19 protein-coding genes, 1 tRNA gene and 1 pseudogene are annotated in these 21,221 nt (G+C 70.7%); 11 read left to right on the top strand and 10 right to left on the bottom strand.

Features of this window, described 5'->3' with window-relative positions:
* Positions 1–167: 167 nt before the first annotated feature.
* The gene (locus tag L3Q67_RS41570) at positions 168–680 is read right to left on the bottom strand and encodes a replication-relaxation family protein (RefSeq protein ID WP_499186874.1); all 513 of its coding nucleotides are present in this window, start codon (positions 678–680) and stop codon (positions 168–170) included.
* On the opposite strand from L3Q67_RS41570, the pseudogene L3Q67_RS41565 reads away from it, so the two are divergent.
* Both L3Q67_RS41565 and L3Q67_RS41560 read left to right on the top strand, forming a co-directional pair.
* Positions 612–917: pseudogene (locus L3Q67_RS41565) on the top strand (CpaF family protein); the annotation flags it as partial. The gene L3Q67_RS41570 and the pseudogene L3Q67_RS41565 overlap by 69 nt on opposite strands.
* The gene (locus L3Q67_RS41560) at positions 914–1,783 is read left to right on the top strand and encodes a type II secretion system F family protein (protein ID WP_499186873.1); all 870 of its coding nucleotides are present in this window, start codon (positions 914–916) and stop codon (positions 1,781–1,783) included. The pseudogene L3Q67_RS41565 and the gene L3Q67_RS41560, both read left to right, overlap by 4 nt.
* A 983-nt stretch (positions 1,784–2,766) precedes the next feature.
* Here L3Q67_RS41560 and L3Q67_RS41555 read toward each other — a convergent pair.
* Positions 2,767–2,840 (bottom strand) — tRNA-Leu (locus L3Q67_RS41555).
* A gap of 220 nt (positions 2,841–3,060) precedes the next feature.
* Between L3Q67_RS41555 and L3Q67_RS41550 the strand changes: the two genes are divergently transcribed.
* The 7 genes from L3Q67_RS41550 (at position 3,061) to L3Q67_RS41520 (ending at position 9,965) form a co-directional block, all read left to right on the top strand.
* On the top strand, positions 3,061–3,672 hold the full coding sequence (locus L3Q67_RS41550) for an ANTAR domain-containing response regulator (protein WP_209665594.1): 612 nt from the start codon (positions 3,061–3,063) through the stop codon (positions 3,670–3,672).
* 264 nt (positions 3,673–3,936) lie between these two features.
* Entirely contained in the window at positions 3,937–5,118 is a 1,182-nt protein-coding gene (locus L3Q67_RS41545; protein ID WP_499191775.1) for a branched-chain amino acid ABC transporter substrate-binding protein, read from the top strand.
* A 122-nt stretch (positions 5,119–5,240) separates the two neighbouring features.
* Positions 5,241–6,230, top strand: coding sequence for a branched-chain amino acid ABC transporter permease (locus L3Q67_RS41540; RefSeq protein WP_499191774.1), 990 nt, complete (start codon positions 5,241–5,243; stop codon positions 6,228–6,230).
* A complete protein-coding gene (locus tag L3Q67_RS41535; protein WP_499186872.1) occupies positions 6,227–7,351 on the top strand; it encodes a branched-chain amino acid ABC transporter permease in 1,125 nt (374 codons plus the stop codon). The genes L3Q67_RS41540 and L3Q67_RS41535 overlap by 4 nt, the downstream gene beginning before the upstream one ends.
* Positions 7,351–8,304, top strand: a complete 954-nt coding sequence (locus tag L3Q67_RS41530) for an ABC transporter ATP-binding protein (RefSeq protein WP_499186871.1) — start codon at positions 7,351–7,353, stop codon at positions 8,302–8,304. The genes L3Q67_RS41535 and L3Q67_RS41530 overlap by 1 nt, the downstream gene beginning before the upstream one ends.
* Entirely contained in the window at positions 8,291–9,004 is a 714-nt protein-coding gene (locus L3Q67_RS41525; RefSeq protein ID WP_395906252.1) for an ABC transporter ATP-binding protein, read from the top strand. The genes L3Q67_RS41530 and L3Q67_RS41525 overlap by 14 nt, the downstream gene beginning before the upstream one ends.
* 181 nt (positions 9,005–9,185) lie before the next feature.
* A complete protein-coding gene (locus tag L3Q67_RS41520) occupies positions 9,186–9,965 on the top strand; it encodes an alpha/beta hydrolase family protein (protein ID WP_499186870.1) in 780 nt (259 codons plus the stop codon).
* Here L3Q67_RS41520 and L3Q67_RS41515 read toward each other — a convergent pair.
* Both L3Q67_RS41515 and L3Q67_RS41510 read right to left on the bottom strand, forming a co-directional pair.
* Positions 9,943–10,902 (bottom strand): LysR family transcriptional regulator, encoded by a 960-nt coding sequence (locus tag L3Q67_RS41515; protein WP_499186869.1) that lies wholly within the window; start codon positions 10,900–10,902, stop codon positions 9,943–9,945. The genes L3Q67_RS41520 and L3Q67_RS41515 overlap by 23 nt on opposite strands.
* Positions 10,903–10,907: 5 nt before the next feature.
* The gene (locus tag L3Q67_RS41510; protein ID WP_499191773.1) at positions 10,908–11,312 is read right to left on the bottom strand and encodes a PaaI family thioesterase; all 405 of its coding nucleotides are present in this window, start codon (positions 11,310–11,312) and stop codon (positions 10,908–10,910) included.
* Between the two features lie 78 nt (positions 11,313–11,390).
* On the opposite strand from L3Q67_RS41510, the gene polA reads away from it, so the two are divergent.
* Positions 11,391–14,105 (top strand): DNA polymerase I, encoded by a 2,715-nt coding sequence (gene polA, locus L3Q67_RS41505; RefSeq protein ID WP_499186868.1) that lies wholly within the window; start codon positions 11,391–11,393, stop codon positions 14,103–14,105.
* Positions 14,106–14,592: 487 nt separating this feature from the next.
* Positions 14,593–15,192 carry a Rossmann-fold NAD(P)-binding domain-containing protein gene (locus L3Q67_RS41500; protein WP_499186867.1) on the top strand — a complete coding sequence of 200 codons (600 nt, stop codon included), beginning with the start codon at positions 14,593–14,595 and terminating at the stop codon, positions 15,190–15,192.
* 2 nt (positions 15,193–15,194) lie between these two features.
* Here L3Q67_RS41500 and L3Q67_RS41495 read toward each other — a convergent pair whose 3' ends face one another.
* From L3Q67_RS41495 to L3Q67_RS41470, 6 genes are all read right to left on the bottom strand, one after another.
* Positions 15,195–15,773, bottom strand: a complete 579-nt coding sequence (locus tag L3Q67_RS41495; protein WP_499186866.1) for a TetR/AcrR family transcriptional regulator — start codon at positions 15,771–15,773, stop codon at positions 15,195–15,197.
* Positions 15,770–17,665 (bottom strand): YhgE/Pip family protein, encoded by a 1,896-nt coding sequence (locus L3Q67_RS41490; RefSeq protein WP_499186865.1) that lies wholly within the window; start codon positions 17,663–17,665, stop codon positions 15,770–15,772. The genes L3Q67_RS41495 and L3Q67_RS41490 overlap by 4 nt, the downstream gene beginning before the upstream one ends.
* Complete coding sequence (locus L3Q67_RS41485; RefSeq protein ID WP_499186864.1) at positions 17,662–18,324, bottom strand: ABC transporter ATP-binding protein; 663 nt, start codon at positions 18,322–18,324, stop codon at positions 17,662–17,664. The genes L3Q67_RS41490 and L3Q67_RS41485 overlap by 4 nt, the downstream gene beginning before the upstream one ends.
* 97 nt (positions 18,325–18,421) lie before the next feature.
* A complete protein-coding gene (locus L3Q67_RS41480; protein ID WP_499186863.1) occupies positions 18,422–19,258 on the bottom strand; it encodes a GNAT family N-acetyltransferase in 837 nt (278 codons plus the stop codon).
* Positions 19,255–20,148: a GNAT family N-acetyltransferase gene (locus L3Q67_RS41475; protein ID WP_499186862.1), complete on the bottom strand. Its 894-nt coding sequence runs from the start codon at positions 20,146–20,148 to the stop codon at positions 19,255–19,257. The genes L3Q67_RS41480 and L3Q67_RS41475 overlap by 4 nt, the downstream gene beginning before the upstream one ends.
* Positions 20,145–20,990 carry a class I SAM-dependent methyltransferase gene (locus tag L3Q67_RS41470; RefSeq protein WP_499186861.1) on the bottom strand — a complete coding sequence of 282 codons (846 nt, stop codon included), beginning with the start codon at positions 20,988–20,990 and terminating at the stop codon, positions 20,145–20,147. The genes L3Q67_RS41475 and L3Q67_RS41470 overlap by 4 nt, the downstream gene beginning before the upstream one ends.
* Between the last annotated feature and the right edge of the window lie 231 nt (positions 20,991–21,221).

The raw sequence follows: 21,221 nt of genomic DNA, 5'->3' as shown, positions 1-21,221 counted from the left end.
TCGGACTCGGCGGTGGCAGCCGATACGGCGAGGCCGCCGCGGCGTCACCGGTCTCGCCGTCGCCGTCCTCGGTCGTGGTGGGGCCGGCCGGCGGCGCCAGGCCGGGCAGGCGCCGGCGAGGTCGGCCAGGCCGTAGCGCGGGCCGGCGCGATCGGCGCGCGCCGAGGTCAACGGCAGCCACACCGCCTCACCGGGGCTGGGATGCGCGGCGGTGGGGTCGAGCAGGTCGGCCGCTGCGGTGGCCACCGGCACCGCGCGAGGGTCGTCGAGGTCGGCGTGTACCCGCGCCAGCGCGGTGCGGGCCCCGGCTTCACGGCGGGTGGTGGGCAGCCATACCAGCACCGGCGTGGCGATCCCGGTGGACTCGGCCGCGCGTATCCGGCCAGCTTGCGCCCGACCTTGGTCAGCGATTCGGTGCCGGTGTCGAATTCGAGGAACCACTCCACCTCCCGGGCGGTGGTCCCGGTGCCTGTGCGCCAGCGGCCGTAGCCATCCGGGATGACCAAGTCACCGAAATGCTTGGCACAGCGGGATTCCGACCACCATGCCACCACCGCCTCGGTGCTGCGGGTGTGGCGGGTGCGGGCGATGAGCGAGGTGAAGAAGTCGTTCACGCGGCCCAGGGGCCGGAGCGACTGCCGCTGGAGGCCACCGCGCTGCTGGTCGCCTCGGCCGTGCATTTCGTGGTGCACCTCGACCGCGCTGCGGACCGGACGACCCGGGGGGTCGCTTCGATCCGGGAAGTGGTCGATGCCGACGGCGGCACGGTGGTGTCCAACGAGGTGTACCGCCGTGGCCCGGATCGGCGCGCTGTCCCGGTCGCTGGTGCGTTGCGGGCGGACACTTTGGACGACTTGGTCAACGCCGGGTTCGACGCGACTCTGCTGACCCGTCCCGAGGGCTGGTGGGCGCCATGACCGTCGACACCGGCTCGCTCGTGCTCGCTGCCTGCGGGCTCGGGACCGCGGCGGGGACGCTGCTCGTCACGACCGCGTGGCGACGGCCTGCCGATGCGAGTGGGCGCTGGTCGTGGCGGCGCCGAACGTGGAGCCAGGGCAACAGGCTGAAGCTGGCGGTCGCGGCCGGGGCCGGGTTGTTGGCCGGCGTGGCGACCGGCTGGGTGGTCGGGGCTGTGCTGGCCGGTGTGGCCGCGTGGTTCCTTCCCCGGCTGGTCGGCCCCGACAGGGCTCACGCGCGCCGGGTCGCGCGGATCGAAGCAATCGCCTCCTGGACCGAGATGCTGCGCGATGTGCTGTCGGCAGCGGCCGGACTCGAGCAGGCCATCCTCGCCACCGCGCCACTCGCACCTGCCCCGATCCGCCGCGAGATCAGCGCGCTCGCGGCCAAGCTGGAGAGCGGGCAGCGCCTGGCCCCGGCGCTGCGCGGGCTGGCGGGCGACCTGGCCGACCCGACCGCGGACCTCGTGCTCGCGGCGCTGGTGCTCGCCGCGGAACACCAGGCCCGCCAACTCGGCGACCTGCTCGGCTCCCTCGCGACCACCGCCCGCGAACAGGCCGCGATGCGTATGCGCGTGGAGACCGGCCGGGCGCGAACTCGCACGTCGGTGCGGGTCATCGTCCTCACGACCTTGGCCTTCGCCACCGGCGTCGTGCTGCTCAACCGCAGCTACCTGACCAGCTACGGCACCGCCGTCGGCCAACTCGTGCTGCTGGCCCTCGGTGGGTGCTTCGCCGCGGGCTTCACCTGGCTCACGAGGATCGCGAAGAGCGGTGGGCAGGCTCGGGTGCTCTCGCTCGACGGCCGTGGAGGTGAGCACCCATGATCCCGGCTGTTCTGTTCGGCGCCGGGAGCGGCATCGGCCTGTGGCTGGTGCTGAACTGGGCGCTGCCGCGGCGAGAACCACTCGGTGTTCGCCTTGCCGGGGCCACGTTCCAGCCGTCTCCCGTGGCGATCGCTGCTCCCGCCGACATCACATGGGTCACCGCCTGGGGGCGGCCCTTCATACCGTTCTTGCGCGCGGTCGGCCTGCCAGGCACGAAGCTGGAACGCGACCTGCGCCTCGTCGGCCGCGGACGCGACACCCACCTCGCTGCGAAGGCCCTGCTGGCCATGGCCGGACTGCTTACGCCGTGGCTCCTGCAAGCCAGCCTCGTCCTCGTCGGGGGCGCGCCGAGTCTGGAGTTGCCGCTGGTAGCGGGATTCGCGCTGGCGGCACTCGGCTTCGTCGTGCCGGACGTTCAGGCCCGAACACGGGCGGCTCGGCAGCGCCGCCAGTTCCGCAGCGCCCTGTCGACGTTCCTGGACCTGGTGTGGATCACCCTCGCCGGAGGAGCGGGCGTCGAGTCCGCGCTGCTCGCGGACACGACCCGGAAGCTGGACAACATCCTCCGGCAAGCCGAAGACGCTGACCCCGCCGATCCGTTCACCCAAGGGCTGCGGCAGTGGTACAACGAGCTGAACGCCGAGCGCCAGGCCCTGCTGGAGGTCGTCGCCGACCTGGACAGCCAGGACGGTCAGGAACCCGACCGGCCCAGCGCCGGGCAGCTCGGCCTCCTCGACGCACTGCCACACCTGGCGATCAATCTGAACCGCGCGCCCAGCGAGCTACTTGACCGGCTGTTCGACCTGACCCAGCTCGCCATCCGGGTGCACTACGCCACTGACGAAGCGACGCTGCAGGTCACCTTGCCCGGCGAGATGGCGGGCGCGGTGGCCGAAATCGGCCGGACGATGGGGGAGGAGACCCCGGTGAAGGTGATCGAATGCGCCAAAACCGCAGGTCAAAGCCTGTGTGCATCCTGTACGTGCCCCCGGTGCGACTCGAACGCACACTGGACGGATTTTGAGTCCGCTGCCTCTGCCGATTGGGCTACGGGGGCGGCGCCGCCAGACTTTACGGGATCAGGGGCGGGGGGCGGCAACTGGGTTACCAGTGGGGCGGGTGGGGCGTACCGGCACTGTGCGCTGAATCATGTTAAGCCCGTGTGACCAGGTCACACACGTGGTGAACGCCATCTCTCAATCGGTTCCGCTGCCGGTAGGCTCGGGGTCCGCGGCAAGCCGCACCTTCCACCCCTTCGAGCTCGCAGGAGGACACCGGTGACCGAACCGGCTGCCGAGGCCAACGGCGTCGCCACCGCCCCACAGCGTCGGGTGCTTGTCGCCGAGGACGAGGCCTTGATCCGCCTCGATCTCGTCGAGATGCTCCGCGAAGAGGGCTATGAGGTCGTCGGCCAGGCCGGCGACGGCGAGGAGGCCATCAAACTGGCCACCGAACTGAAGCCCGACCTGGTCATCCTCGACGTGAAGATGCCCAAACTGGACGGTATCGAGGCGGCCTCGAAGATCACCGGGGACCGCGTGGCGCCGGTGGTCATCCTGACCGCCTTCAGCCAGCGCGACCTGGTCGAGCGCGCCCGCGACGCCGGGACGATGGCCTACCTGGTCAAGCCGTTCGCCAAGCGCGACCTGGTGCCCGCCATCGAACTGGCGGTCAGCCGGTTCGCCGAACTGCAGGCGCTCGAGTCCGAAGTGGCCGGGCTGACCGACCGCCTGGAGACACGGAAGGTGATCGACCGGGCCAAGGGCCTCCTGATGAGTGAACAGGGCCTCACCGAACCGGACGCCTTCCGGTGGATCCAGCGCACCGCGATGGACCGCCGCACCACGATGAAGGCCGTGGCGGAAGCCGTCGTTCGGGGGATCGGCTGAGTCTGGTTCGCCGGAAATGACTGGGCGAATTGTCACTTGTGGTTACCACCCGTTCGTTGCAACCCGATGATCGGGTATAAAGCCTCCGTTAACACCGGTGACCACCGTCACGATGTGGAAACAAGAGCCACCGTGACGCTGTGCAACGCGGCGAGGGGCGACTAGGTTCAGCGCCCAGTCAGGTCCAGGGACGAACGGCCGTAGGCGGTCATTCGTCGGCATTTGGAGGAACGAGTGTCAAGAGCACGACTCACGCGGGTTTTGGTGCTGGCAGCGACCGCATCGCTGGCCCTGGGCGCGTGTTCGGCGCGTACCGACAGCGGGTCCAACGGGGAAACCCCCACCGCCCCGCAGGCCAGCGCTCCCGCCCAGGCCGCTGACGCGGCCGACCCCAAGGGCGACGGCAAGGCCACCTGCGCCGCCGGCACCGCTATCGCGTACGCCGGGACCATCAACGGTGAGAACGCCGCGCTGGGCCAGAACATCCTCAACGGTGTCAAGGTCGCGGTGAACCGCCACAACGAGGCGAACCCGGGCTGCAAGGTCGAGCTCAAGGAGTTCGAGACCGAAGGCACCCCCGACAAGGCCCCCGGCATCGTCACCCAGATGGTGAACACGCCGCAGATCCTCGGCGTGATCGGCCTGCCGTTCTCCGGTGAGTCGAAGGCCGCCGGCAACATCTTCAACGACGCGGGCCTGGTCTCGATCACCCCGTCGGCCACCGGCCCCGGCCTGTCGCAGAACGGCTGGAAGACCTTCTTCCGCGGTCTGGGCAACGACAACACCCAGGGTCCGGCCGCCGCCACCTTCATCACCAACGACCTCAAGGCCGAGAAGGTCTGCGTCGTCGAGGACGACTCGGAGTACGGCATCGGCCTGGCCAACGCCATCAAGGGCGCGCTGGGCAGCAAGGTCACCTGCAACGAGAAGGTCAAGTCGAAGCAGATCGACTTCGCCGCCACGGTGAACGCGGTCAAGGGCGCCGACCCGCAGGCCGTCTTCTACGCCGGCTACTACCGCGAGGCCGCGCCGTTCGCGCAGCAGCTCGCCGACGCCGGTGTGACCGCCAAGTTCGTCGCGCCGGACGGCGTGAAGGACGACGAGTTCGTCAAGGGTGCCGGCGACGCCGCCGCCTCGGCCTACTTCACCTGCCCGTGCGTGCCCGCCGACCAGTTCGTCGAGTTCACCAGCGCGTACAAGGCGCTCGCGGGCAAGGACCCGGGCACCTACTCGCCGGAGGGCTACGACCTCGCCACGATCATGCTCAAGGGCATCGACGCCGGCAAGGCCGACCGCGCCGGGCTGCTCGACTACGTCAAGAACTACGACGGCCAGGGCCTGACCAAGAAGTTCAAGTGGGACGCGACCGGTGAGCTGGCCGCCACCACCGTGTGGACCTACAAGGTCGAAAACGGAAAGATCGTCCGGAACACCGAGATCAAGTAACTAGAGCCGCTCTCGGCAAATCGATTTTGTAACCGGGGTGTGCGCGCGACGGTTCGATCCCGTCGCGGGCACACCCCGGAACCACATGGAGAACGAGTGTGTCCATAAACCACGCACTACCGCTGTTCCTCGCCCAAGAGGACAGCTGGATCAAGTTCGACCTCGGGGCGCTGGGTGACCAGTTCTGGAACAGCACCATCGAGGGACTTTCGCAGGGCAGCATCTACGCGCTGGTGGCGCTGGGCTACACCCTGGTCTACGGCGTGCTGAAGCTGATCAACTTCGCGCATTCGGAAGTGTTCATCTACGGCGCCTACGCCACCTGGTTCGTCTTCTACGGCCTCGGCTTCCGCCCCGGCGCCACGCCGGACCTGCCGGTGATGGAGCTGATCGGGTTCGTCCTGCTGGCACTGGTCGCCGCGATGGCGGTGTCCGGTGGCACGGCGGTGGCCCTGGAAAGAGTGGCCTACCGGCCACTGCGGAAGAAGGGCGCGCCCCGGCTGGTCTTCCTGATCACCGCGATCGGCGCCTCCTTCGTGCTCCAGCAGCTGATCTTCATCTGGCGCGGCGGCAACGCCGAGCAGGCGATCCGGCTGCTGCGCCCGCAGGAGGTCTTCGAGATCTTCGGCGCCAGCGTCACCAACATCACCATCATCATCGTGGTCGCCTCGATCCTGATGATGATCGGCATCGACACGTTCGTGAACCGCAGCCGCCTCGGCCGCGGTATCCGCGCGGTCGCGCAGGACCCGGACACCGCCACGCTGATGGGCGTGAACAAGGAACGGGTCATCGTGCTGACCTTCCTCATCGGCGGCCTGCTCGCCGGTGCCGCGGCGTTGCTGTACATGATGAAGAACCCGCAGGGCGCCTCCTACCAGGGCGGCTTCCTGCTCGGGATCAAGGCGTTCACCGCCGCCGTGCTCGGCGGTATCGGCAACCTGCGCGGCGCGCTGCTCGGCGGCCTGCTGCTCGGCTTGGCCGAGAACTACGGGCAGTCGCTGTTCGGCGGTGAATGGCGCGACGTGGTCGCGTTCGTCCTGCTGGTGCTGATCCTGATGTTCCGTCCTACCGGCATCCTCGGTGAGTCTCTCGGGAAGGCACGGGTATGACAACGCCAAACACCGCAAGCCGCCGCTCGTTGGGCGAGTGGTGGAGCAACCTCTCCCGGCCGCAGCAGTGGCTCGTGCTCATCCCGGTGGTGGCGCTGGTCTACGCGCTGCCGGTGCTGAACCCGCCGATCATCTCCACCGAACCCGGGTTCGACTTCCAGATCGCGATGTTCGAGGTCGCCCGCTACGCGCTGGTGGCCATCGGCCTGAACGTGGTGGTCGGCCAGGCCGGCCTGCTGGACCTGGGCTACATCGGCTTCTTCGCCATCGGCGCCTACGTGGCCGCGCTGTTCACCAGCCCGGACTCGCCGCTGCAGAAGCTGCCGTTCCTGGCGGTGATCCCACTGGCCATGGCGATCACCATGGTCTTCGGCATCATCCTGGGCACCCCGACACTGCGACTACGCGGTGACTACCTGGCGATCGTGACGCTGGGCTTCGGCGAGATCGTCCGCCTCGTCGCGGACAACGTCGACCCGCTGCGCGGCCAGTCCGGGTTCCAGGGCGTCGGGCACCCGCCGGGCACCAACGACGACGGCAGCGCGCTGTTCAACAACACCGACGGCACGCCGTGGTACTGGCTGACCGTCACGGTGATCATCGCGGTGCTGTTCCTGGTCGGGAACCTGGAGCGCAGCCGCGTCGGCCGCGCCTGGATCGCCATCCGCGACGACGAGGACGCGGCGTCGATCATGGGCGTGAACACGTTCAAGTTCAAGATCTGGGCGTTCGTCATCGGCGCGGCGATCGGCGGGCTTTCGGGCGCGCTCTACGCCGGGCAGATCGGCTTCGTGAACAACCAGAAGTTCGACGTGGTGACCTCGATGCTCTTCCTCGCCGCGGTGATCCTGGGCGGGTCGGGCAACAAGGTCGGCGTCATCCTCGGCGCGGTGGTGGTCGCCTACGTGCCGCTGCGCTTCCTGGTGATCGCCGAATACAAGTTCCTGATCTTCGGCGTGGCGCTGATCGTGCTGATGATCTTCCGCCCGCAGGGCCTGCTCGGTGCGCGCCAGCGATTGCTGACCTACGGCAGATTGGCGTACCAGCGCCTGCTGGGCAAGGGTGAGCAGGTGTCGAGCGATACCGCGCTGGTGACCGAGAAGAACGGAGGGGCGCGCTGATGACCACACCGGAGAACCCCTCGGACGCCCCCCGGAACGGTGACACCGGTCCGGAGGTCGTCGCCGAAGGTGGCATCGTCGCCGAGCTGGAGCACATGACGGTCGAGGAGCGGGCCGCGCACGACGCGGAGGTCGCCGAGGTCGTCGCCCCGGACCGCGAGATCGCCGTCGACGTCGGCGAGACCCTGCTGGAGCTGAACGAACTGACCGTGCGCTTCGGCGGCCTGGTCGCGCTGGACGGCGTCTCGTTCACCATCAAGCGCGGTGAGATCCTCGGCCTGATCGGGCCGAACGGCGCGGGCAAGACCACCTGCTTCAACGCGATGACGGGGGTCTACCGGCCGACCTCGGGCCAGGTGCTGCTGGAGGACAAACCGCTGGGCAAGGTCTCCAAGCACGGCATCACCCAGCTCGGGATCGCCAGGACGTTCCAGAACATCCGGCTGTTCACCGAGATGACCGCGCTGGAGAACGTGGTCGTCGGCACCGACGCCCGGCACCGCACCAGCGTGCTCGGCGCGCTGCTGCGCCTTCCCCGCCACTTCAAGGAGGAGAAGGCCGCGGTGGAGCGGGCGATGGCGCTGCTGGAGTTCGTCGGCATCGCCGACCGCGCCGCGGACAAGGCGAGGAACCTGCCGTACGGCTACCAGCGCCGGCTGGAGATCGCCCGTGCGCTGGCCACCGAGCCGAAGCTGCTGTGCCTCGACGAGCCCGCCGCCGGGTTCAACCCCCAGGAGAAGGAAGAACTCATGGGGTTGATCAAGAAGATCCGCGACGACGGCTACACCGTGCTGCTCATCGAGCACGACATGAAGCTGGTCATGGGCGTCACCGACCGGATCGTGGTGCTGGAGTTCGGCAAGAAGATCGCGGACGGCAGCCCCGCCGAGATCAGGGACAACCCCGCGGTGATCGCGGCGTATCTGGGGGTGCCAGACGATGACGTTGCTTGAGCTCTCCGGAGTGTCCGTCCACTACGGACGGATCAAGGCGGTGTCGGAGCTGACGCTGACCGTGGCCGAGGGGGAGATCGTCACCCTCATCGGCGCGAACGGCGCCGGCAAGTCCACCACCATGCGCGCGATCTCGGGGATCCGGCCGCTTTCGGCCGGGTCGATCTCCTTCGCCGGTGAGGACATCACCAAGCTGCGAGCCGACCTCCGGGTGGTGCGCGGCATCTCGCAGGCGCCGGAAGGCCGGGGGATCTTCCCCGGCATGACGGTGATGGAGAACCTGGACATGGGCGCCTACGCCCGCAAGGACCGGAAGAACCTGGGACCGGACCTGGACCGGGTGTTCGAGCTGTTCCCGCGGCTGGCGGAGCGGAAGACGCAGACCGGTGGCACGATGTCCGGTGGCGAGCAGCAGATGCTCGCGATCGGGCGCGCGCTGATGGCCAAGCCGAAGCTGCTGCTGCTGGACGAGCCCTCGATGGGGCTGGCCCCGCAGTTCATCCAGCAGATCTTCCGGATCATCACCGAGATCAACAAGCAGGGCACCACGGTGCTGCTGGTCGAGCAGAACGCCCAGCAGGCGCTTTCGCGCGCGCACCGGGCGTACGTGCTGGAGACCGGGCGGATCACCAAGACCGGCTCCGGGAAGGAACTGCTGGCCGACCCGTCGGTCAAGGAGGCCTACCTGGGCGTGGGCTGACCCCGCCTGCCGAGTGCTATGAGTGGGGCATTACTTGCGTTCAATGCAAGTAATGCCCCACTCATTGCGTTGGGGGCCACAACGGGTGGTTGTGGCTGGGGCTCGGAGGGCTGTTGGACGTAGCGGCCTCGCGGGCTGTTTCCTATGAGTAGTAAGGGAAACGAAGCGAGGGAGTCGAGTCGTGACAACATCGAACCTGGTCCAGGGTGTGGCTGCCGGAGTGCCGTTCGTGGCGTTGCCGCCCGCCACGGAAGCGCCGGCGCCGCTGGTGGTGACCTGGCACCTGATGGAGCCGCCCGCGTCGGAGGCGGCGATGGCCGAGGCGGTGCCGATGCACGGGCTCGAAGCCTGGCGGGTCTACTTCGGACTGCCGATGTCGGGCGCGCGGCTGCCCGACGGCGGGTTCGAGGAGTTCTACCGGCGCGCGAGCGAGGACTACGTGCTCCAGGTGATGGAGCCGGTGACCGGGCAGGCGGCGGCCGAGTTCCCGGCCGCGGTGGCCGAGCTGCGGCAGCGGTTCGCCATCGGGGACGGCCCGATCGGCGTCGCGGGTGGTTCGGCCGGGTCGACGGTGGCGCTGGAGGTGCTCGCGCGGGCCGAGGTGCCGATCGCGGCGGCCGCGGTGGTCAGCCCGGTGGTGCAGCTGGCGCCGGCGGTCGGCCGCAACGAACGCTTCTACGGCTCGGCCTACCCGTGGACCGATCGCTCGCGCGCGGTCGCCGACCACTACGACTTCGTGAACCGCGCGGACGAGCTGAAGGCCGATCTGCTGCTCGTGGTCGGCGAGGTCGACGACGTGGCGTTCCGCGAGCCGTCGGCGGCGCTGGCCGGGGTGCTCGGCGAACGGTCGAAGCTGGTCACGGTGCCGGGGATGGGGCACAGCCTGACCGAAGCGGACGAGCACGCGGCCGCGGTCGACGCCGAGTTCACCGCGTGGTTCAGCGACCGGCTGCGGGGATGACGGTGCCTTCGGGGACCCAGTCGCGCCCCGGGTCGCAGGCGCACCAGCCCTCCTTCCGGCTGAGCTGGCTCAGCAGCTTGATCAGCCGGATCAGGGCGGGCGGCTCACCACCGCGGCGCCACACCACCGACCACGGGTAGAGCGGCGACGGCGCGAACGGCAGCCGCCGCAGGTTCAGGTCGGCCGCCAGCTCCATGTCGGCCCCGGCCAGCGTCACCCGCGGCTTGCCGAAGCGGGTCTGCTCCAGGGTGTGCCGCAGGTCGAAGCTGACGCCGGAATCGTCGATCGGCACCGACCAGCCGCCGAAGCAGGCCCGCAGGAACTCGCGGAACTCGCCGGGACCGGCCAGCGAAGGCAGCCAGACGCCCTCCTCACGCAGGTCCTCCACGCGGATCGCGGCACCGGCGGCGAGGTGGTGCTCCGGCGGCAGCAAGGCGATCAGCGGTTCCAGCCGGATCAGCCGCTGCGCCAGCCCGGCGGGCAGCTGCTGACCCGGCGCGCCCGCCCAGCCGAAGGCCAGGTCGAGCTCACCGGCGAGCAGCGGATCGAAGCTGTGCACCAGCCCCCGGCGGGTACTGCGTTCGACGCGGAGGTCGGGATCGGCCATCGCGCACCGGCGCAGCACGAACAACGGCGAGAGCCGGTGGTCGATCACGTCGACCCGCAGGGGCGGTTGTGCCCCGGTGGCCGCGGTGACCGCCTCGTCGTTCAGCCGGACCAGTTCGCGGGCCAGTGGCCGGAACCGGCTGCCTGCCTCGGTCAGCTCGACGCCGCGGTTGGTGCGCCGGAACAACGCGCCGGGCAGCGACTCCTCCAGCTTGCCGATGCGCTTGGAGAGCGCCTGCTGGGTGAGGAACAGGCTCTGCGCGGCCCGGGTGAAGTTCCGGTGCTCGGCGACCGCGACGAACGCGCGCACCTGCCCCAGGTCGAGGTCCACGCGGGTCAGGCGCCCGGCGGACGGTCCCGCACCGCGCAGGTCAGCCGGGCCGTGCAGGTCCGCTTGCCGGACTCGTCGGTGAGCACGATCTCCACGGTGATGGTGCTCCGGCCGACGTGCAGCGGCACCGCCACCCCGGTGACCAGTCCTTCGCGGACGCCGCGGTGGTGCGTGCACGAAAGTTCCAGGCCCACGGCCGCGCGTTCGGGCCCGGCGTTGACCGCGGCGACGGTGGAGCCGAGCGCCTCGGCCAGCACCGCGTTCGCGCCGCCGTGCAGCAGGCCGTACGGCTGGAGGTTGCCCTCGACCGGGATCGTGCCGACGACCCGTTCCGGGGTCACTTCCAGCAGCTTCATCCCCACTTTGTCGTTGAGCTGCTGCTCGGCCCAGCGTGGATCGATCCGGAACATCTCGGCGGTGATCGCCGCCCCCTGGTCGGGCACCCGTGCCTCCTTAGAGTGTCGGGGTCTCACCCTAGACTCGCTCCCGTGAGCCCAGCCGAGAACACCCAAGTAGTGAACGACACACCCCGCCTGCTGCTCATCGACGGGCATTCGATGGCCTACCGCGCCTTCTTCGCGGTACCCGCCGACCGGTTCCGCACCACCACCGGGCAGGTCACCAACGCGGTGTTCGGGTTCACCTCGATGCTGATCAACCTGCTGCGCGACGAGCAGCCGACGCACCTGGCGGTGGCCTTCGACCTGTCCCGCCAGACCTTCCGCTCGGAGGCCTACGCCGAGTACAAGGCGGGCCGCTCGGCCACCCCGGACGACTTCAAGGGGCAGGTGGCGCTGGTCAAGGACGTGCTCGGGGTGCTGGGCATCCCGATCCTGACCAAGGAGAACTACGAGGCCGACGACATCATCGCCACGCTCACCACGCAGTCGGAGGCGCTCGGCTACCAGGTCCTCATCTGCACCGGCGACCGCGACGCCCTGCAGCTGGTCACCGACTCGGTCACCGTGCTCTACCCGCGCAAGGGCGTGTCCGACCTGGTCCGGTTCGACCCGGCGGCGGTGTCGGAGAAGTACGGGCTCACCCCGGCGCAGTACCCCGACTTCGCCGCGCTGCGCGGCGACCCCTCGGACAACCTGCCCGGCATCCCCGGGGTGGGGGAGAAGACCGCGACCAAGTGGATCCAGCAGTTCGGCTCGCTCAACGAGCTGATCGACCGGGTGGACGAGGTGAAGGGCAAGGCGGGTGACGCGCTGCGGGCCCACCTCAGCTCCGTCGCGCTGAACCGGCAGCTCACCGAGCTGGTGCGCGAGGTGCCGCTGGAGGCCGGTCCGGCCGAACTGGAGCTCAAGCCGTGGGACCGCGACGCGGTGCACCGGCTGTTCGACGAGCTGGAGTTCCGCGTCCTGCGTGACCGGCTGTTCGCCACGCTGTCCAGCTCCGAGCCGGAGGCCGACGAGGGCTTCGAGGTCACCGGGGCCGCGCTGGAGCCGGGGCAGATCGCCACGTGGCTGGCCGAGCACGCGCCCCCCGGCACCGTCACCGGGCTTTCCTTCCGCACCACCGGCGCCTCCGTGGCCGCCGACGTGCAGTCCATCGCCTTCGCCGCCGAGGACGGCGCCGGCGCCTACCTCGATCTGTCCACTTTGGATGAAGCCGACGAGAAGGTGCTGGTGGCCTGGCTCGCCGACGAGAAGGCGGGCAAGAGCGGGCACGCGCTGAAGGTGGCCGTGCACGCGCTGCTCGCCCGCGGCTGGCGGCTGGCCGGGCTGCGCACCGACACCGAGCTGGCCGCCTACCTGGTCCGCCCCGGCCAGCGCTCGTTCGAACTGGACGACCTGACCCTGCGCTACCTCAGCCGTGAGCTGCGTTCCGACGCCGACGAAGGCGACGGCCAGCTCTCGCTGCTCGACGGGGCCGAGGGCGCCGACGCGAAGATCGTGCAGGCCGAGCTGGTGCGGGCGCGCGCGATCGCCGAGCTGACCGGCGCGCTGCACGAGGAACTCGCCAAGATGAACGGCACCAAGCTGCTCGACGAGATCGAGCTGCCGCTGTTCGAGGTGATCAACGAGCTGGAGGCCGCGGGTATCGCGGTCGACATCGAGCAGCTCACCGAACTCGAGGCGCACTACGCGAACCGGGTGCACCAGGCCGCCGAGGCCGCCTACGAGGTGATCGGCAAGCAGATCAACCTCGGCTCGCCGAAGCAGTTGCAGGTGGTGCTCTTCGACGAGCTGGAGATGCCGAAGACCAAGCGCACCAAGACCGGCTACACCACCGACGCCGACGCGCTGCAGACGTTGTTCGAGAAGACCGAGCACCCGTTCCTGCAGCACCTGCTCGAACACCGCGACGCCACCCGCCTGCGCACCACGGTGGAGGGGCTGATCAAGGCGATCGCGGACGACCGGCGCATCCACACCACGCTGTACCAGACCATCGCGGCCACCGGGCGGCTCTCCTCCACCGAGCCGAACCTGCAGAACATCCCGATCCGCACCGAGGAGGGCCGCCGCATCCGCGACGCCTTCGTCGTCGGCGAGGGCTACACCGACCTGATGACCGCGGACTACAGCCAGATCGAGATGCGGATCATGGCGCACCTGTCCGAGGACGCGGCGCTGATCGAGTCCTTCCAGTCCGGTTTCGACTTCCACGCGGCCACCGCGGCGAAGGTCTTCGGCGTGGAGCCCGGCGAGGTGACGGGTGCGCAGCGAGCCAAGATCAAGGCGATGAACTACGGCCTGGCCTACGGGCTGTCGGCCTACGGGCTGTCCGCGCAGCTGCGCATCTCCACCGAAGAGGCGCGCGGGCTGATGGACGACTACTTCGCCGGGTTCGGCGGGGTGCGCGACTACCTGCAGTCCGTGGTGGTCGAGGCGGGCAAGGTCGGGTACACCGAGACGATCTTTGGCCGCCGCCGCTACCTGCCCGACCTCAACAGCGACAACCGCCAGCGCCGCGAGATGGCCGAGCGGATGGCGCTCAACGCCCCGATCCAGGGCAGCGCGGCGGACATCATCAAGGTCGCCATGCTCAACGTGCACCGCGGCCTGACCGAAGCGAAACTGCGCAGCCGGGTCCTGCTCCAGGTGCACGACGAACTCGTGATCGAAGTGGCCGACGGCGAGCACGACGAGCTGGAAGCCTTGGTGCGCAAGGAAATGGGCGCCGCGTACGAACTGGCCGTGCCACTGGAGGTCTCGGTCGGCTACGGCCGCTCCTGGAACGACGCCGCGCACTGAATTTTTGGCCTCGCCTTCGGCGAGGCGGGCGAGGTCGCCTTTGAGCCGGTTATCGGAGTGGGGTGCGACGGGCCGCTGGGCGGCCCGTCGCACCCCACTCCGATAACCGGCGCGACCTCGCGGGGTTGGAGAAGGGGGCAAGTGACGGCAAGCGTCGAGGACCTGCTCCGCTCGGCGAACCTGACGGTGACCGAGGTGTGCCTGTTGGTGGGCAATTCAGCCTCGGTACCGCTCACACCGCGAGGTCGCGCCGGTCACCGGGTTGTGGCGCGTCGGGCCGCCCAGCGGCACGGCGGGTCGCAGCCCGGTGACCGGCTCAAAGCGACCTCGCCCGCCTCGCCGGAGGCGAGGCCAAAGACACCAGCGACGGGAGTTCGATCCGGCGCGGGAGCGGGGGCTCTGTGTGGACGGTTGCGGGCGTTCGGCGGAGCCGAACAAGCCTTTCGCCGGACGGCAAGGTCTTCCGCACACGAGTAGCGTGACCCCCATGGTGCTGAGAAAGGCGCTGATCCTGGGAGGTACCGGCATGCTGGCCGGTGTCGCGGAAGCCCTCACCGGTGACGACTGGCTGGTGGTCCTGCCGAGCAGGCGCTACAGCCCGGTCGGCCGCCGTCCGCCCGAGCCGGGCATCGCCGCCCGGCTGTCGATGGGCGGGCGCGGACACCGGCCGCAGGGCGGCACGGCGACGCTGGGCCGGGCCATCTGGGTCGAGGCGCAATGGGAACGGCCACGCGAACTGGCGGCGAAGGCGGAAACGGCGCTCGGGGGACCGGCGGACCTGCTGGTGGCCTGGGTGCACGACTCCTACCGCCGGGCGGTGATGGGCGTGGTGGAGCCGCTCCTGCGCCCGGAAGCCCCGGTGGTGGAGGTGCGGGAAGCCGCATCGGTCCGGGCGGGGGAGCCGGAGTCGGTACTCGTCGCGCACCCCACGCAGCAGGTGCGCCTCGGCGCCATTTCGGAGCAGACGGGCAGGCCGCTCAACCACGCGGAGACCGCCGCCGGTGTGCTCGAAGCGGTCAGCCGGGCGCTGGAAGGCAAGCCGACGATGGTGCACCAGATCGGGCACAACCGCCCCTACGTGCGCTGAGGTCAGCGCGCCAGGCCGCGGATCAGCACCATCACCGACTCGCGGACCTCGGCGCGGCTGCGCTGGCGCTGGAACACCTGCCAGTCCAGGGCGACCACCAGCAGCGTGCCGAACAACCCGGCCGCGGCGGTGGGGATCTGCACCCCCTCGGGCAGCCGTCCCGCGTCGGCCACGCGCTGCAACTGCTCCTTGACGATGGAGATGATCTCCTCGCGCAGCAGCGACAGCGTTTCGTGCCACTGGCCCGGCGTCCGCCACATCTCGCTGACCAGGATCTGCGAGAAGCCCGGGTACTCGGCGATGAACCGCAGCGCGCTGTCCACCTGGGACTCCAGCGCCTCGACCGGGTCGGCAGGGGACGCGGCGGCCCGCAGCCGGTCGGCGAGCCGGCCGACGCCGTAGCGCAGCAGCGCGTCGATCAGCCCGTCCTTGCTGCCGAAGTTGTAGTACACGGTGCCCTTGGCCACTCCGGCCTCGGCCGCGATCTCGTCCACGGTCAGCCCGACCAGCCCGCGGTCGGTGGCCAGCTTCAGCGTGGCCTCGAACAGCCTGCGCCGGGTGGCGTCGGCCCTGGCGGTCACAGGCTCAGCTCCGGCTTCAGCTGCGCCACCGTCCACATGCGACGCTTGCTCGCCGCGTACGACGAGACCGCCAGCGCGCCGGCCAGGTAGGCGGCCAGCACCCCGATGTCGCCGAGGATCCGCAGTGACGCCCCGGTGTAGAGCAGGTGCCGGAACCCGTCGATGGCGTACCCCATGGGCAACACGATATGCAACGGGTACAGCGCGTCCGGGATGGTCTGCCACGGGAAGGTGCCGCCCGCGCTGACCAGCTGCAGCACCAGCAGCACCAGCCCGAGGAACTTGCCGACCGCGCCGAACAGCGCGTTGAGCGCGTGCACGATCGCGGTGAACGACAGCGACACCAGTACCGCGAAGCCGATCGCGCCCAGCGGGTGCGCCACGTGGATGCCGACCAGCCAGGTCACCGCGCCGAACAGCACGAGCACCTGCGCGATCCCGAGCAGGGCCGAAGCCAGCCAGCCGCCGAACGCCACCCGCACCGGCGACGCGCCCGCGGTCAGCGCACGGGTGGACAGCGGCCGCAGCAGCAGGAACAGCACGAACGCGCCGATCCAGGTGGCCAGTGAGATGAAGAACGGGGCCAGCCCGGCGCCGTAGGTGCCCGCCGAAGCCACGCCGATCGAGTTCACCGCGACCGGGTCGGCGATGGTGTTCGCGGTGGCCTGGCGGGTCGGGTCGTCGGGGTTCGGGATCTCCTTCAGCCCGGCGCCGAGACCGTCGCGGAGCTGGTTCGCGCCGTCGCGGAGCTGCGTGCTGCCCTTGAGCGCGTCCTGCTCGCCGGTGGCCAGTTTCGCCGAGCCGTCCACGAGCTGCTGGGCGCCGTCCGCGGCCTTGCCGATGCCGTTGACCAGCGTGGGCGCCGAGGCGGCGAGCTGGGCCGCGCCCTCGGAGACCTGCCGGGCGCCGTCGGCGAGCTTGCTCAGGTCGCTGTTCGCCTGCTGGATCTTGGAGTTCGCGTCGTCGACCGGCTGGCGCAACTGGCCGAGCACGCTCAGCGCGTGCTGCACCTCGTCCTCGCTCAGCCCGCCGTCGCGCAGCGACTGCGCCAGCTTGCCGTTCGCGTTGTCCAGCGAAGTCTGGAGATCGCTCGACGCGCCCGCGGCCACCTGCGCGGCGGAGGCGACCTTCGCGTTGCCCGCGGCGACCTGGCTCGCGCCGTCGGCGAGCTGCTGCGACTTCGACGGCAGTTGCGCGGTGCTTTCGCGCAGCGTGGTGAGCCCGGTCGAGAGCTGCGTGCTGCCGGTGGAGAGCTGGCTCGCGCCGTCCGCGAGTTGCTGCTGCCCGGTGACCAGCTGCCCGGCGCCGTCGGCGAGCTGGTTCGCCCCGCGCGAGGCCTCCTCGATCTTGCCGTAGATGGTGGAGAAGCCGACCAGGAACCGGCCCGCCGCCTCGCTGCCCACCTTCTCCGCGATCGTCGCGCGCACCTGCTCGGCGACCTGGTCGGCGATCGTGCCGGACAGGTAGTTGTTCGCGTCGTTGGTGGTCAGCGTGATCGTCGCCTGCTGCGGCTGGAAGTTGCCGGTGGACAGCAGCGCGGTGGAGAACTCGCGGGGGATGGTGATGGCGAAGGAGTACCGGTCGTCGCGCACCCCGGCCTGCGCTTCCTCCGCGGAGACCTCGTGCCACTGGAAGGTGCCGGAGCCGACCAGCTCGTCGGTCACCTCACGGCCCACGTTGCGCTGGGTGCCTTCGCTGTCGGTCGCGCCGGTGTCGGCCGAGACCACCGCGGCGGGCAGTTTGTTCAGCCTGCCGTACGGGTCGTAGTTCGCGTACAGGTAGAAGGAGGCGTAGAGCAGCGGGACCAGCACCAGGGCCAGCACCGCCAGCTTGGGCAGCTTCCCGGCGGTCAGCCTCCGCAGTTCGTTGAGGGCGATCCGGACGCTGCTCACTGGTGTTCTCCTTCGTCTTCTTCCGGTTCCGGCAGCGGCGCGCACTGCTCCGGCTCGGGCTGCTCCAGCTCACCGGCCCGCGCGGGCGGGAACGGCAGGGCCGAGATCGGCGTGGTCGCGCTCAGCACGATCACCGCGAGGCCGCGTTCGGCGTGTTCGCGGGCGAGCGCCGACCAGCTGCCGACGTCGCTGGTGTGCCGATCGGGTGTGTCCAGGACGAGCAGTTCGACGCCTTCGCGGCTCGCGGCGAGCGCGGTGAGCAGGCGGGTGCGCAGCGTGGGTTCGAGGTTTTCGAAGCGGGTGTCGGCGAACGGGCCGGCGTCGTTCGCCGCCAGCCACCGCCGGACGTCCGATTTGGACGATGGACGGCGGGCCAGCGCGAGCTCCTCGCCGACGACCACGCCCAGGCTCAGCGCGCCGTCCGGCTCACTGACGCCGGGTGCGTCGACCACCGACGAGACCTCGCGCAGCTTCCCGCCGGTGACCGTGCCGGTGGCCGGCTTCAGCCGCCCGGCCAGTGCCAGCCCGAACGCGGTCAGCCCGGCACCCGGCTCGCCGTGCAGCACCGCCAGCTGCCCGGCGGCGACGGTCAACGAGGTGGGCGGCAACAAGGTGCCGTGCGGTCCGGTGACGGACACGCGATCGGCGTGAACCTGCACGGGGGCTCCCGGTATTTGAACTGACTGGTCAGTTCAAAAGTAGGTCCAGAGCTGGGAGCGGGCAAGCCGAAGCAGCCGGAACGCCCCGGTCGGGTGACTACCGCAACAGCGAAGCCGGACGAACCTCCCAGATCGTCCGGAGCGGGCGGTAGCCCTGCCGGTGCCAGAACACCGACGACAGCGGGTTGGGCGGGTTGTAGTAGAGGTAGGTGCCCGTGGCGCCGCGTTCGTGGAAGTACTCGTGCGCCGTGCCGGCCAGCGCCCTGCCGATGCCGCGGCCGCGCAGCTCGCGTGCCGTGCCGACGTTGTTCAGGTAGCCCCAGCTGCCCGGTGGCAGCAGTTCGGCGGCCACGGAGTCCGCGGTGACGTCCACCCACGAGCAGTCGGCGAGCCCGGCCACGACGCCGTCGACCTCGGCCACCCAGACCGGGGCGGTGCCCTGGTCCAGCTTGCGGCGCAGGCTCGGCGCGAGCATCTCGGCGGTCTCTTCGCGCCGCGGCAGCGCGACCAGGGTGGAGTAGTCGAAGATCTCCAGCGCCAGGTCGAGCGCGGCGTCGAAGTCCGCCGGCCGCGCCCGGCGGATCGTCACGCCGGGGAGCTCGGCGACCGGTTCCGGCGGGGCGGTGCGCACCGCCAGCGCGGTCATCGGGGCGAGCCCGTGGTCCAGGAAGGCGCGGATGGCCTCGGCGTCCCGGCTCGGCCAGGTCACCACGCACGCCGAGTCCTCGCCGGGCGGCTCGCGGTCCAGCTCGGCCCGCAGCGCCCGCAGCAGCACGTCCATGCCCGCGGTCCCCGTGGCGCCGATCTCCGGGAACAGCCGCCACACCTCGGCGGCCGACACCAGCAGCTCCACCGCGCCGGGTTCGTGGCGTTCCCGGTGCAGGACGGCGGACACCCGCTCGCCGTCCGCGGTCACCGCGCGCAGTTCGGTCATGCCCTCATCTCTCCGGCCGGAGTCACGTCCCAGATGGTCCACAAAGGACGATAACCCTGCCGGTGCCAGAACACCGGGGAGAGCGGGTTGCACGGGTTGTAGAAGAGGAAGGTGCCTCGCACGCCGGACCGCAGCAGCTCCCGGTGCGCCACGTCGAGCAGCGCCCGGCCGACCCCGGTGCCGCGGGCGTGCTCGGCCACCGACGCGGTGGAGATGTGGCCCCAGCGCCCGCCGGGCAGCCTGTCCGCCAGCGCCCCACCGGCTTCGGGGAACAAGCAGCGGGTGCTCACCATGCCCACGGCCAGCCCATCCGCCTCGGCGAGCCAGACGCGGCCCTCGACCAGCATGCGGCGCAACCCCGGTTCGAGCAGGGCTTCGGCGTTGTCCAGCACGGTCGCGGTGCCGACCAGCGAGGCGTAGCGCAGCTCGGCGACCTCCAGCGCGAGCAGTTCCTCCAGATCACCCGCGCTCGCGGGGCGCACGACGAGGCCTGGCGGGCGGTGCGGGACCGGCGGTGCCGGGCCGGTGCGCACGCCGAGCGCGGTGCGGGGCAGGAAACCGTGCCGCAGCAGCGGCCGGACCACCGGCGCGTCCAGGCTGGGCCAGGCCAGCACGCACGCCGAGTCAGGGCCGGGCCGCTCGGTCAGCAGCCGGATCCGGACCGCGGGCAGCAGGGCCCGCAGGCCCGCCGCGTCCCCGGCGTCGAGCAGCGGGGTGATCTCCCAGGTCCGGGCGGGGGAGAACAGCCGCTCCACGGTGCCGGCCGGGAGCTTGGCCCGGTAGAGGACCGCGGTGACCTCCCGGCCGTCCTCCGGCACCCGGGCGTGGACGCGCTCGCCCGCCGGGGCGCCCGGCTCCGGCAGCAGCGGGTCCAGCCCGGCGAAACTCACCCCGGCTTCCGCGTCCGGAAGATCGCGGTGCCGGGGAAGAGCTTGCCGCGCAACGGGCTCCACTGGCCCCAGACGCGGGTGTGCCCCGCGGGCCACTCGGGTTCGATCAGGTCGAGCAGCTCCAGCCCGGCGCCGGACAGCGCGCGGATGTAGTCGCCCAGCGTGCGGTGGTACTCCACATAGGTCGCCGAGCCCTCGCCGTCCACTTCGACGTACGGGGTGCGGTCGAAGTACGGCTGGGTGGCGGTCAGCCCGGCGGGCCCGGGGTCGTCCGGGAAGATCCACCGCATCGGGTGGGTGACCGCGAACACCCAGGGCGCGCCCGGCCGCAGCACCCGGTGCACCTCGGCGAAGACCGCCTCGACCGACGGCACGAAGGGCAGCGCGCCGAACGCCGAGCAGGCCGCGTCGAAGGTGTCACCGGCCAGCGGCAGGAACTCCGCGTTGGCCTGGACCAGCGGCACCTCGATGCCGGTGCGGGCGGCGGCTTCGCGGGCGTGGCGCAGCATGCCGGCGGACAGGTCGAGCGCGACGGTGCGCGCGCCCTGCGCGGTCAGCCAGCGGGCGCACGGCGCCGAACCGCAGCCGACCTCGAGCACGCGGCGGCCCGCCACGTCGCCGAGCAGGCCGAGGTCGGCCTCGCGCAGTCCCTCGGGGCACCAGAGGAAATCGGCCTCGCCGAGGAACTCGCCGTGGGTTTCGAGGTACTGGTCGGCGTCGGCGTCCCACCAGGCCAGGTTGGCCGCGGCGGCCTCCGAGGAGCCCACCTCGCGGTAGGCGACGGCGGCGGTGCCGAGGCGTTCTTCGGCGCGTTCGTGACGATCAGCCGGCGGGGAGTTCACCGGCCCATCCTCCCCCAAGCGCCATAGCCGACGACGTGTGTGGACCCTGTTTGTGCCGCGCCCGGTGGGCCGCGTACGCTACTCACTAGCGCAGTGGGTTCGCGCTACCTCTCCCTCCGGCGTGCAGCTGGGGTCCGGGTCGCGCACCGCCGTCGGTGCTGCACGTGCCCGATCTTCTTCGGGAACGCCGCAGAATCGTTCGTCCGGCAGCCCGGTGCGCGCGCAAACAGC

It is taken from the genome of Saccharothrix sp. AJ9571, from assembly GCF_021725495.1.
GTDB lineage: Bacteria > Actinomycetota > Actinomycetes > Mycobacteriales > Pseudonocardiaceae > Amycolatopsis > Amycolatopsis magusensis.
Note: the sequence above shows the minus strand (reverse complement) of the source record. Positions and strands in the feature narration are given on the sequence as shown.